The organism is Stenotrophomonas sp. GD04054 (assembly GCF_029836955.1).
GTDB classification, from domain to species: domain Bacteria; phylum Pseudomonadota; class Gammaproteobacteria; order Xanthomonadales; family Xanthomonadaceae; genus Stenotrophomonas; species Stenotrophomonas maltophilia_A.
In genome coordinates, this window is the sequence record NZ_JAOECR010000030.1 from 1 (window position 1) to 13,753 (window position 13,753).

At 69.0% G+C, this 13,753-nt stretch carries 3 protein-coding genes; all 3 read left to right on the top strand.

Annotated features, from left to right (window positions below):
* The first annotated feature begins 204 nt into the window (after positions 1 to 204).
* The 3 genes from purL to N7573_RS14250 all read left to right on the top strand — a co-directional run bounded on the left by purL (position 205) and on the right by N7573_RS14250 (position 13,717).
* Complete coding sequence (gene purL, locus N7573_RS14240) at positions 205 to 4,089, top strand: phosphoribosylformylglycinamidine synthase (RefSeq protein ID WP_279912732.1); 3,885 nt, start codon at positions 205 to 207, stop codon at positions 4,087 to 4,089.
* 438 nt (positions 4,090 to 4,527) lie between these two features.
* Positions 4,528 to 11,706, top strand: coding sequence for an ESPR-type extended signal peptide-containing protein (locus N7573_RS14245; protein WP_279912731.1), 7,179 nt, complete (start codon positions 4,528 to 4,530; stop codon positions 11,704 to 11,706).
* A 157-nt stretch (positions 11,707 to 11,863) separates the two neighbouring features.
* Positions 11,864 to 13,717, top strand: coding sequence for a S8 family peptidase (locus N7573_RS14250; protein WP_125894942.1), 1,854 nt, complete (start codon positions 11,864 to 11,866; stop codon positions 13,715 to 13,717).
* Positions 13,718 to 13,753: the final 36 nt, after the last annotated feature.

Below are 13,753 nucleotides of genomic sequence, written 5' to 3' on the forward strand. Positions count from 1 at the left end.
CCATGGACGGATTCACGGCGTCCCCCGCAACCGGACCCACCCCGCCATCCCACGGAATGCCCGTTGTTGCTGTGGCTTTTGCCTCTGCTCTGGCTGTGGCCTTGGCTTGGGCGCCTCTGCGGGTGCCGGGCGCCGCCCGGCCAAAGCCCTTCCCCCGCTTCCGGTACAATGTCGGGCCCGTTTCCCAACTACGGTTCCCCGGACATGATGGTCCTCGAGGGCGCGCCCGCCCTGTCGCCGTTCCGCCGCGAACGTCTTGAATCCCGCCTGCAGTCCATCGCGCCCTCCCTGCGCATCAGCGGTGCCTGGCACGTCTACTTCGTGCAGCCCGAAGGCAGCGCCGCCCCCGACCTGACCACCCTGTGCCGCATCCTCGAAGCCGCGCCGCAGGCCGAGGCCGTGGCCGACGGCGCGGTCAGCCGCATCGTGGTGCCCCGCCTGGGCACGCTGTCGCCGTGGTCGAGCAAGGCCACCGAACTGGTCCGTGGTGCCGGGCAGCCGGTCAGCCGGGTCGAGCGTGGCCTGCGCATCGATGTGCAGGGCTGGCCGGCCGACGCCGAGGCCCAGCAGGCGCTGGTCAAGGCACTGCATGACCCGATGACGCAGTCGGTGCTGGAGACCGTGGAACAGGGCCAGGCGTTGTTCTCGGCGCCGGCCCGTGGCGAACTGGAACGCGTGCCGGTGGACCAGCTGGAGGCCGCCAACCAGCGCCTCGGCCTGGCCATGGCCCAGGACGAGATCGACTACCTGCGCGAACGCTTCACCGCGCTGGGCCGCTCGCCCTCCGATGTTGAACTGATGATGTTCGCGCAGGCCAATTCCGAGCACTGCCGGCACAAGATCTTCAACGCCAGCTGGACCATCGACGGGCAGGAGCAGGACCGCTCGCTGTTCCGGATGATCAAGAACACCCACCAGCAGACCCCGCAGCACACGCTCAGCGCGTACAGCGACAATGCCGCAGTGATCGAAGGCCATCCGGCGTCGCGTTACCGCCCGGATCCGGCCAGCGGCGAATACCGCCGCGAGCCGCAGGTGCCCAGCGCGTTCCAGATCAAGGTGGAAACGCATAACCATCCGACCGCGATCGCGCCGTTCCCGGGTGCCTCGACCGGCAACGGTGGCGAGATCCGCGACGAAGGCGCGACCGGCCGCGGCGGCAAGCCGAAGGCGGGCCTGTCCGGGTTCTCGGTCTCGCACCTTCGCATTCCCGAGCTGCCGCAGCCGTGGGAAGCGCCGCGCGCGCTGAACCCGCGCATGGCACCGGCGCTGGAAATCATGACCGACGGCCCGCTTGGCGGCGCCGCGTTCAACAACGAGTTCGGCCGCCCGAACCTGCTCGGCTACTTCCGCAGCTTCGAACTGCCGGAAGGCGCCGATCTGGTGCGCGCGTACGACAAGCCGATCATGCTGGCCGGTGGCCTCGGCGCGATCGATCGCGTGCAGGTCGACAAGATCCAGCTGCAGGCCGGTGACGCGGTGATCGTGCTGGGTGGCCCGGCAATGCTGATCGGCCTGGGCGGCGGTGCGGCCAGCTCGGTGGCCTCGGGCGAGAGCGCCGAGGACCTGGACTTCGCCAGCGTGCAGCGCGACAACCCGGAAATGGAACGCCGCTGCCAGGAGGTCATCGACCGCTGCGTGGCGATGGGCGCCAACAACCCGATCAAATTCTTCCACGACGTCGGTGCCGGTGGCCTGTCCAATGCCATCCCCGAACTGCTGCACGACTCCAAGGTCGGCGGTGTCATCGATCTGGGCAAGGTGCCCACCGATGATCCGTCGCTGTCGCCGATGCAGCTGTGGTGCAACGAGTCGCAGGAGCGCTATGTGCTCGGCGTGGCCCAGGAGCGCCTGGCCGAGTTCGCTGCGCTGTGCGCCCGCGAGCGCTGCCCGTTCGCCGCGGTTGGCGTGGCGACTGCCGAGGAGCACCTGGTGGTGGCCTACGGTGCCGTGCCGGGCCATACCCCGGCCGATGCGCCGATCGACCTGCCGATGGATGTGCTGTTCGGCAAGCCGCCGAAGATGCACCGCGACACCGCGCACCCGCCGGCCCCGCGCTGGCCGGCGCTGAAGACCGGCGGCCTGGACCTGCAGGAAGCCGGCCTGCGCGTGCTCGCGCACCCGACGGTGGCGTCAAAGAACTTCCTGGTCACCATCGGTGACCGCAGCGTCGGTGGCCTGACCGCGCGCGAACAGATGGTCGGCCCGTGGCAGCTGCCGGTGGCCGACGTGGCGATCACCCTGGCCGACTTCGACGGCGTGTCCGGCGAAGCGATGTCGATCGGCGAGCGCACCCCGCTGGCCCTGCTCGACGCCGCTGCTTCGGCACGTATGGCGGTGGGCGAAGCGTTGACCAACCTGTGCGCGGCCCCGGTCGATGCGCTGGATGAGATCAAGCTGTCGGCGAACTGGATGGCCGCAGCCGGCCACCCGGGTGAAGACGCGCTGCTGTACGACGCGGTGAAGGCGGTGGGCATGGAACTGTGCCCGCAGCTGGACATCAGCATCCCGGTGGGCAAGGACTCGCTGTCGATGCAGGCGCAGTGGCACGACCAGGGCGAAGCGCACAAGAGTGTGTCGCCGGTGTCACTGGTGATCTCGGCGTTTGCGCCGGTGGCTGACGTGCGCCAGCAGCTGACGCCGCTGCTCGACCGCGACGTGGACAGCGAGCTGTGGCTGATCGGCCTGGGCGCCGGCAAGCAGCGCCTGGGCGGTTCGATCCTGGCCCAGGTGCATGCCGACCACGGCGATCTGCCGGCCTTCGCCGGTGCCGCGCCGGACCTGGACGACCCGCAGCGCCTGCGTGGCTTCTTTGAACTGATCCGCGATGCGCGCCAGTCCGGCCTGCTGCTGGCCTATCACGACCGCAGCGACGGCGGCGCCTTCGCTGCGCTGTGCGAAATGGCCTTCACCTCGCGCCTGGGCCTGGACATCACTCTCGATGCCTGGGGCGATGATCCGTTCCGCAGCCTGTTCAATGAAGAACTGGGTGTGGTGGTGCAGATCGCGCGCGAAGACCGTGCTGCGTTCGCCGACCTGGTCGAACGCCACGCACTGACCGAATGCGCACAGCGCATCGCCAAGCCGACCACCGCACCGGTGGTGCGCGTGTCGCTGGGCGGCGAGAACCTGGCCGAGTGGCGCTGGGACGCGCTGTTCGACGCCTGGTGGTCGGTCACCCACGCGATGCAGAAGCGCCGCGACAACCCGGCCAACGCCGACGCTGAGCGCGAGATTGCGCGTTCCTTCACGGCGCCGGGCCTGAAGCCCAAGCTCAGCTTCGACCTCAACGAAGACGTGGCGGCGCCGTTCATCAGCACCGGTGCGCGCCCGCGCGTGGCCGTGCTGCGCGAGCAGGGCGTGAACGGCCAGATTGAAATGGCCAACGCCTTCGAACGTGCCGGCTTCCGCGCCTTCGACGTGCATATGAGCGACCTGATCGAAGGCCGCGTGGCCCTGCAGGACTTCACCGGCCTGGTCGCCTGTGGTGGCTTCAGCTACGGCGACGTGCTCGGTGCCGGCCGTGGCTGGGCCACCTCGATCCTGGAGCGCAGCGCGCTGCGTGATGCCTTCGCTGCGTTCTTCGCCCGCGAGGACAGCTTCGCGCTGGGCGTGTGCAACGGCTGCCAGATGATGAGCCAGCTGAAGGGCATCATTCCGGGGGCCGAGCACTGGCCGCAGTTCCGCCGCAACGCCAGCGAGCAGTTCGAAGCCCGTACCGCGCTGCTGGAGGTGGTGGAATCGCCGTCGATCCTGCTGCGTGGCATGGCCGGCTCGCGCCTGCAGGTGGCGGTGGCGCATGGTGAAGGCCAGGCGGTGTTCGACAACGCCGTCGACCAGGCCGCCGCACGCGTCTCGCTGCGCTACATCGATGGCAATGGCAACGTCGCCAGCCAGTACCCGCTGAATCCGAACGGTTCGCCGGACGGCATCACCGGCCTGACCAGCAGTGACGGCCGCGTCACCATCATGATGCCGCACCCGGAACGCACCCCGCGCGCGCTCAACCTGAGCTGGGCTCCGGCCGAGTGGCAGGGCGATTCGCCGTGGATGCGCATGTTCCGCAACGCGCGGGTGTGGTGCGGCTGATCGCACTGCATCGCGCAGGCCTCAATGCCATCGCGTATGGAAAAACCCGCCGTTGATCGGCGGGTTTTTCTTTGCGCGCTTGAAACTCCAGTCGCGACCGCTAGTTACATGCATTTTCATGCGTCGAGGAATCGTCACGCATGCATAACAAAATCATTTCATAAACACGTGAAATAGTGATGTGCTTCACGGCAATAGGATTTGCTGTGTCAAAGTCTTGACGATCTGCAAAGTTGCCGTTAACACTTGAACCCCGTTTCAGAATCATTCATTTCGCAGTAACCGCTTGGCGCACGCGCTCGGTTTTCTGTCGCTGCGCGCCGTTCGGCAATACCCCGCAGTAAATCACGCGAATAAACGCCCCCAGGGGACGTTGGGCCGGAAAGCCCAGCGGTGGCGTTGCTTTGCCCAAAACCAGTCCAATCAGGAGCCGTACCGATGAATCGGATTTATCGCAAGGTCTGGAACAAAGCATTGGGTCAGTTGGTGGTGGCCTCGGAACTGGCCTCCTCCGACAGCGGCGGCGGGGTCGTCGACCAGCGCCGCGATGCAACGCAGGCTGCGCCCGCAAGGTTGGCGATGGCACTGGGCCTGGTATTGGGATTGGGCATGAGCGGTATCGCCGCAGCACAGTCGGTGCAGATCGGCGGCAGCGCCACCTGCGTGGCATTCAGCGGCAAGCTGCTCGAAAAGTGCCTGATCGAAGGCTCGGCCACGGCCAAGGGCAGCAACGCGGTGGCGATCGGCAGCAACAGCAGCGCCAGTGCGGCCAACAGCGTAGCGCTGGGCGCCGGCTCCAAGGCCACGCGTGCCAACACGGTGTCCGTGGGTGATACCGGCAAGGGACGGCAGATCACCAATGTTGCCGCAGGCAGCCAGGCCACCGATGCGGTGAACAAGGCGCAGCTGGACGCGCAGGCGCGCGCCACTCAGGCTGCGCTGGCCGACGTTGCCGCAGATGGCAACCGTTATTTCAAGGCCGATGGCGCAGGCGATGACAGCGACGCGGCGAAGATCGACGGGCAGGGCGCAGTCGCGGCCGGTGCCGGCGCACAGTCGCTGGCCAATGCCACCACTGCCATCGGTACCCAGGCCATTGCCGCGGGCCTGGGCGCAAGCGCGTTCGGCCAGGGCGCCTTGGCAATCGGCGATGCCAGCGTGGTGGTCGGGCAGAGCGCTGCGGCCTTCGGTCTCGGCGACACCGCGGTTGGCGCAAGCGCGACCGCCGCCAGCGAGAACGGCGCAGCCACCGCACTGGGTGCGCTGTCCGAAGCGACTGCCGATGGCGCCACCGCTGTTGGCGGCGGTGCCGTGGCGATGGGCCCGGGCAGCACCGCGCTGGGCCGCGGCGCTACCGCAGCCAACGAAGCATCGATCGCGGTGGGTGCGTTCAGCACCGCCGTCGGTGAATACAGCACCGCGCTGGGTTCGAATTCCGCGGCGGTGGCCACCGGCAGCGTGGCGCTCGGCGCGGGCTCGCTGGCCGACCGCGTCGATACCGTGTCCGTTGGTGCCGCCGAATACGGCCTGACCCGGCAGATCACCAGCGTGGCCGCAGGCACCGAAGATACCGATGCGGTCAACGTTGGCCAGTTGAAGGATGTTGCCGCAGTGGCCGATGCCACCGCCAAGCGCTTCCAGGCTAACGGCAGCAGCAACAGCGATGCCGGTGCACTGGCCGAGGGCGACGAGGCGCTGGCGGCCGGCGAGGCCGCCAATGCCATCGGCAACGGCACCACGGCAGTCGGTGCCGGCGCCACCGCCATCGCGCAGAACGCCACTGCCGTTGGCAACAACGCGCTGGCCTCGGGCCAGAACAGTGCCGCGTTCGGCAACAACGCGCAGGCCAACGGTCCGGGCAGCGTTGCCGTGGGTGGCGCGGCGGTGGATGCCGACGGCAACCCGCTGATCACCAGCGGCGGCGTGCCGGTGGAAACCGGCGCAACCAGCGCAGGCGTCGGCGGCACTGCGGTCGGCGCCAGTGCCGAAGCCAGTGGTTTTGCGGCGTCGTCCTACGGCGTCGGCGCCTATGCGGCCGGTGCGCAGGCGTCGGCCTTCGGCGCCGTGGCCAATGCCATCGGTGACTACTCCACCGCGCTGGGTACGCAGAGCAACGCGACGGGCACCAGCAGCGTCGCCATCGGTGGTCCGGCTGACCTGATCCCCGGCCTGGGCTTCTTCGTGCAGACCCAGGCCAGTGGCGAAGCCGCCACCGCCGTCGGTGCCGGTGCCATCGCCAGTGGCGACCGTGCCGTGGCCAACGGCAGCCTCAGCGAAGCCTCCGGCGCCGAAGCGACCGCGGTCGGCTACTTCGCCTATGCACCGGGCGAGAACGCCAGTGCCCTCGGCGCGCAGACTTGGGCGAGCGGTGCGCAGAGCACGGCCGTGGGCTACTACGCCACTGCGCGCGGCGCCAACAGTGTCGCGCTCGGGGCCAACTCCGAAGCGGTGCGCGCCAACAGCGTGGCCGTCGGCAGCGCCGGCAACGAGCGGCAGATCACCAGCGTCGCTGCGGGCAGCGAAGCCACCGATGCGGTGAACAAGGCCCAGCTCGACGCCGTGGCCGGCACTGCCGACACCACCGCGCGTTTCTTCCAGGCACAGCCGGAGGCGGGCAGTGATGCTGGCGCACTGGCTGATGGCGAAGGCTCCATCGCTGTAGGTTCGTCGAGCAATGCGATCGGCGCAGGTGCCATCGCGCAGGGTGCTGCCGCGTCGGCCATCGGCGATGACAGCGTGGCCGTGGGCCGCAACAGCGCGGCCACCGGTAATGGCGGTGTCGCCATCGGTGGCCTCGGCCAGGCCTACGACGAGTTCAACCAGCCGATCATCGGTGCCGATGGCACGGCGCAGCAGGTGGGCACCACCGCTGTTGCCGATGCCACCGCAGTCGGCAGCGGCGCGCAGGCCACCGGGGCTGCCAGCAGCGCCTTCGGCAACGCGGCCAAGGCCAGTGGTGACAACAGCTTCGCCGCAGGCGGCAAGTCGCGCGCCACCGGCAGCTATGCGGTTGCGGTCGGCGACAGCGCATTCGCCAGCAGCGATGACAGCACCGCAGTAGGCGGATACAGCTGGGCCACTGCCAGTGGCGCAGCAGCATTCGGTTCGGGTGCATGGGCCACTGCCACCAATGCCTCGGCGTTCGGCAACGCGGCCTGGGCCAGTGGCAGCGGCGCAACGTCCATCGGTTACAACAGCTGGGCCAACGGCGCCAGCTCCACAGCGGTCGGCCGTGGTGCCTTCGGTTATGGCGACAACAGCGTGGCGTTGGGTTTCCAGGCGCTGGGCAACAGCATCAACAGCATCGCCATCGGCACCAACACGGTGGCCGGTGGTGAGAGTGCGATCGCGCTCGGTGCCGGCAGCAATGCCAGCGCCAGCAACACGGTCGCGCTGGGTGCCGGTTCGGTCGCCAACCGCGCGCGCACGGTGTCGGTGGGCAGCGCCGGCAACGAACGCCAGGTCACCAACGTCGCCGCCGGCACCCAGGCCACCGATGCGGTGAACAAGGCGCAGCTGGATGCGGTGGCGACCACGGCCACCACCACCAGCCGCTTCTTCCAGGCCAGCGGCAACGGCGACGACGTAGCCGGTGCATTGGTGGAAGGTGACAACGCACTGGCGGCCGGTGATGCCGCCAACGCCATCGGCAATGGCGCCACCGCACTGGGTAGCGGCGCCAACGCGCTGGCCAGCAACGCACAGGCGCTGGGCTTCAATGCGTTGGCGACCGCAGCCAACGCCAGCGCTGTTGGTGCCAACGCACAGGCCACGGGCGAGTACGCCACCGCGCATGGCGCGGAAAGCGAAGCCAGCGGCGAGCAGAGCGCGGCGTTCGGTGCGGCCAGCATCGCCAGCGGCGCCGGTAGCACTGCCAATGGCGTGCTGTCCGAAGCGTCCGGCGAAGAGGCCGTGGCCGTGGGCTACTTCAGCAATGCCAGTGGTGACGCGGCCACCGCTGTCGGTAGCGAGAGCGTAGCCAGTGGTACGGCGTCGGCGGCCTTCGGTATCGGTGCCGAAGCCAGCGGCGGTTACAGCACCGCCATCGGTGGCTATGCACAGGCCTCGGCCTTCAATGCCACCGCGTTCGGCAACTTTGCCAATGCCTCCGGTTCCAACAGCGTGGCCGTGGGTGGCGACTCGGAAGCCTCCGGTGCCTACAGCACCGCCACCGGCCAGGGCAGCCTGGCCACCGGCACCAACAGCGTCGCCGTCGGTGGCTCGTTGTTCGGCGTGGTGGCTACCGAAGCGTCGGGTAACTATTCCACTGCGGTGGGTGGTGGCGCCTGGTCGGGGGGCATCAACAGTACCGCGCTGGGTAACGCCGCTGAATCGCGCGGCGCCAACAGCGTGGCGCTGGGTGCCGATTCGATCGCGGATCGCGACAACACCGTGTCGGTGGGCGGCGGTGGCAACACCCGCCAGATCACCAACGTGGCCGATGGCACGCAGGGCAATGATGCGGTCAACAGGAATCAGCTCGATGCCGTAGCCGCGGCAGCGGAAAAGACCAGCCGGCAGTTCCAGGCCAGCGGCAATGCCGATGGTGAAACCGGGGCGCTGGTGGAGGGCGATAACGCGCTGGCGGCCGGTGACGCGGCCAACGCGATCGGCAACGGTGCCACCGCGCTGGGCAGTGGTGCCAATGCGCTGGCCGCCAACGCCACGGCCGTGGGCATCGATGCGCTGGCCACCGGCAGCAACGCGGCGGCCCTGGGCAGCACGGCACAGGCCACCGGCGAAGACAGCCTCGCGCTCGGCACCGGCGCCAGCGCCAGTGAACTGGGCGCAAGCGCGGTCGGTGCGCGCGCGCAGGCCAGCGGTGCCTACAGCACGGCCACGGGCACTGAAGCCAATGCCAGCGGCACCCAGGCACTGGCCAGTGGCTTCCGCAGCGCCGCGTCTGCCGATGGCACTACCGCTGTCGGCGGCTACGCCGAAGCCAGCGGTCGCCTCGGCACCGCGTTGGGCTACGGCTCGGCGGCCAGTGGTGCCAACACCACCGCAGTCGGTTTCGGTGCCGCTGCGGCCGGTACCGGTGCCGTTGCCGTGGGTCAGTCCAGCGAGGCCAGTGGCGAGGAGAGCGTGGCGATCGGCGGCAGCACCTTCTTCGGCCTGATCCCCTCGCGTGCCAGTGGCACCGGTGCCGCGGCATTCGGTGCGGGCGCGTGGGCCACCGAAGACTACGCCACGGCGATCGGCTGGAATTCGTGGGCGGCAGGCAGCAGTGCCACCGCGCTGGGTGCCAACGCCACCGCCAATGGCAGCAACAGCGTCGCGCTCGGTGCCGGCTCCAAGGCCGACCGTGACAACACGGTGGCCGTCGGCAAGGCGGGCGGTGAGCGCCAGGTCACCCATGTCGCAGCCGGTACCGAAGCCACCGATGCGGTGAACAAGGGCCAGTTGGATGCAGTCGCCAGCGTCGCCGACAAGACCAGCCGGCAGTTCCAGGCCAGCGGCAATGCCGATGGCGAGGCCGGTGCCCTGGTGGACGGTGACAACGCACTGGCCGCCGGCAACGCGGCCAACGCCATCGGCAACGGCGCCACCGCGCTGGGCAGTGGTGCCAATGCCATGGCCGGCAATGCCACGGCCGTGGGCTTCGATGCGCTGGCCACCGGCAACAATGCGGCGGCGCTCGGCAACGCGGCGCAGGCTGCTGGTGTCGACAGCGTAGCCGTGGGCAGTGGCGCCAGCGCCAGCGAACTCGGCGCCAGTGCTACCGGCGCCGGCGCCCAGGCCAAGGGCGCTTACAGCACTGCCAGCGGCGCGCAGGCCACGGCCAGCGGCACCCAGTCGCAGGCCAGTGGTTTCCGCGCCAATGCTTCGGCCGACGGCGCTTCGGCGCTGGGCAGCTATGCCGAAGCCAGTGGTCGCCTTGGCACTGCAGTGGGTTACGGCAGCAAGGCCACCGGCGCCAATGCCACCGCGGTGGGTGTCAGTGCCAACGCGTCGGCGGCCGGCAGCATCGCACTGGGCGCAGGCTCGGTGGCCGACCGTGCCAACACCGTGTCGGTGGGCAGCAGTACCAGTGATCGTCAGATCACCCGCGTCGCTGCCGGTACCGAGCGCACCGATGCGGTCAATCGTGGCCAGCTTGATGCGGTCGCAGCGACTGCCGATGGCACGGCACGTTACGTCAAGGCCACCGGCGCAGGTATTGCCAGCGCCAGCGGCAGTGATGCCGCCGCGATCGGTTCGGCGGCCAGTGCCAGCGGCGCGCGCAGCAATGCGCTGGGCGCCAACGCGATGGCGATCGGCAACGGTGCACTTGCACTGGGCAACAGTGCCGGCGCGTCCGGTGCGAACTCGGTGGCGCTGGGTGCGGGCTCGCGTGCGCTCGATGCCAACGTGGTGTCGGTCGGCGGCGGCAATGGCACCGATGGTCCAGCCACGCGCCGCATCGTCAATGTGGCCGATGGCCGCATCGCCGCCGGCAGCAGCGATGCCATCACCGGCTCCCAGCTCAACGTCACCAACCAGCGGGTGGGCGCGGTGGAAACGCGCGTGGGCGATTTCGATTCGCGCATCGCCACCGTGGAAACCACCGCGGCCAGCTCGGTCGGTTACGACGACGCCAGCCGTGACCGCCTGACCCTGTCCGGTTTCCAGGGCACCACCATCGACAACGTCGGTGCCGGCAGCATTGCCGCGGGCAGTCGCCAGGCGATCAACGGCGGCCAGCTGTTCCAGTCGCTCAGCGATGCCGCCAGCTTCCTCGGCGGTGGTGCCAGCGTCGGCATGCAGGGTGTGTTCGTGGCCCCGAACTACGTGATCCAGGGCGCCACCTACAGCAACGTCGGCGATGCGCTCGGCGCGCTGGACCGCAAGGTCAGCGAGATCGACCGCAGAACCGCCGGTGGCTCGCGTGCCGGGACTGCCAACCTGCGCGCGATGAGTGCCTCGCTGGATGAGAGCCCGCTGGCAAGCACCGCTGATGCACCTGCAACGGCCGACGCGGCACCGGCCAGCACCGCGCGTGTGCAGGGCACGCCGACCGCTGCTGCCGCCGGTGCCGGGATTCCGGTTGGCACTCCCGCGACGGGCTTCAATGCCGTCGCCATGGGCGAGGGCGCCGTCGCCAGTGGCGCTTCGTCCACGGCCATCGGCCAGGGCGCCAATGCCACTGCGGCAAATGCCGTGGCGCTGGGCCAGGGCTCGGTTGCCGATCGTGCCAACACGGTCTCGGTGGGCAGTGAAGGCAACGAGCGCCAGGTCACCAATGTGGCGGCGGGTACCACGGCCACCGATGCGGTCAACAAGGGCCAGCTCGACCGTGGCATGGCCACAGCCAACAGCTACACCGACAGCCGCGTCCAGGCCGTCGCCGACAGCTTCGATGTGTTCAAGGGCGAGATCGACGGACGCCTGCGCCACATGGATCGCCGCATCGACCGCCAGGGTGCGATGAGCGCGGCGATGCTCAACATGGCCACCAGTGCCGCCGGTATCCGCACCCAGAACCGGGTCGGCGTCGGCATTGGTTTCCAGGGCGGCGAGTCGGCGTTGTCGCTGGGCTACCAGCGTGCGATCAGCGATCGCGCCACGGTGACCTTCGGCGGTGCTTTCAGCAGCGACGACAGCTCGGTTGGCGTCGGTGCCGGCTTCGGCTGGTAAGCCACTCCATCGCGCCGGCGGCCACCCACGCCGGCGCAGCACCTGCAGTGAGGGCCTGGGGGGAGGTCACGGCAATCCCGGCTGGGCCGGCCGGGAGTCGTCAAGGAATGATGGCCGCAGTGTTGGTTCGATCCATGACCCAGAAGAGGAATTCGACGTGATCAAGAAGCAGAACCTTCGCATCAATGTGCTTGCCGCCGCCGTGCTGTCGATGACGGCCGTCGGTGCCGTCCACGCCGCCGGCCTGCCGACCCGCGAACCGGTGCGCCAGGCCAGCACCGCCCAGCCGGGCGCCGAGCGCATCATCGTCAAGTACCGGGCCGGCGCTGCCGCCGCCACCGACCGCTCGGCGAAGCTGTCCACCGTGCAGTCGGCGCTGACCCGGGCCAGCCTCTCCGGCGGTACCTCACGTGCCAGTACTCTCGGCCCGCAGGTGGTACGCAAGCTCGCTACCGGTGCGGACCTGATCCGCGTGCAGGGCCGCCTGGCCCCGGCCGAACTGCAGCGTGTGCTGAAGGAACTGCAGGCCGACCCGTCGGTGCAGTACGCCGAAGCCGACGTCAAGCTGCGCCGCACCGAGCTGCGTGCCGGCGACGTACAGCCGGCGCTGGTGCCGAACGATCCCTTCTACCAGCAGAACCAGTGGCACCTGCACAACGCCGTCGGCGGCATCAACGCACCGGCGGCATGGGATGTCTCGCAGGGTGAGGGCATCGTGGTGGCGGTGATCGATACCGGCATCCTGCCGCAGCATCCGGACCTGGTCGGCAACCTGCTGGAAGGTTACGACTTCATCAGCGATGCGGAGACCTCGCGGCGCCCGACCAACGATCGTGTGCCGGGTGCGCAGGACTACGGTGACTGGGTCGAGAACGACAACGAGTGCTATGACGGCTCGCTGGCCGAGGACAGTTCCTGGCACGGCACCCACGTCGCTGGCACCGTGGCCGAGCAGACCAACAACGGCGTCGGCATGGCCGGTGTCGCCTACAAGGCCAAGGTGCTGCCGGTACGTGTGCTGGGCAAGTGCGGCGGTTACCTGTCCGACATCGCCGACGCGGTGGTCTGGGCATCGGGTGGCACGGTGACCGGTATTCCGGCCAACACCAATCCGGCCGAGATCATCAACATGAGCCTGGGCGGCAGCGGTACCTGCGGCAGCACCTACCAGGACGCCATCAATGGCGCGATCTCGCGTGGCACCACCGTAGTGGTCGCGGCGGGCAATGAAGCCGACAACGCATCCAAGTACCGTCCGGCCAGCTGCGAAGGCGTGGTGACCGTGGGTGCCACGCGCATCACCGGCGGCATCACCTACTACTCCAACTACGGCACCCGCGTGGACCTGTCCGGTCCGGGTGGCGGCGGCAGTGTCGACGGCAACCCGGGTGGCTACATCTGGCAGACCGGCTCCAATGCGGCGACCACGCCGGAATCGGGCACGCCGGGCTACATGGGCATGGGCGGTACCTCGATGGCCTCGCCGCATGTGGCCGCCGTTGCTGCACTGGTGCAGAGCGCACTGATCGCCAAGGGCAAGGATCCGCTGACCCCGGCCGCGATGCGTACCCTGCTGAAGGAAACCGCACGTCCGTTCCCGGTCGCCATCCCGGCAGCCACGCCGATCGGTACCGGCATCCTCGATGCCAAGGCCGCGCTGGCCAAGGCACTGGAAGAACCGTGCACCGAGAACTGCGGGCCGGTGGCCACGCCGCTGACCAACAAGGCCGCCGTCGGTGGCCTGTCCGGTGCGGCCGGCAGCAGCAAGCTCTACAGCTTCGAAGCGGCTGCCGGCAAGCAGTTCAGCGTGATCACCTACGGTGGCACCGGCAACGTTTCGGTCTACGTGGCTGAAGGCCGTGAGCCCAGTGCCAGCGACAACGACGCCAAGTCGACCCGTCCGGGCACCTCCGAGACGGTGCGGGTGACCAAGCCGGTGGCGGCCACCTACTACATCAAGGTGGTGGGTGAAGCGGCCTACAACGGGGTGAGCATTCTCGCCACGCAGTAAGCTTGAACTGTCGTAGTTGAATGGCCGAAGCCCGTC

Bases quoted from the DNA above. Each gene is read 5' to 3' on its own strand.
- purL (WP_279912732.1), top strand. From the start codon at position 205: ATGATGGTCCTCGAGGGCGCGCCCGCCCTGTCGCCGTTCCGCCGCGAA.
- N7573_RS14245 (WP_279912731.1), top strand. From the start codon at position 4,528: ATGAATCGGATTTATCGCAAGGTCTGGAACAAAGCATTGGGTCAGTTG.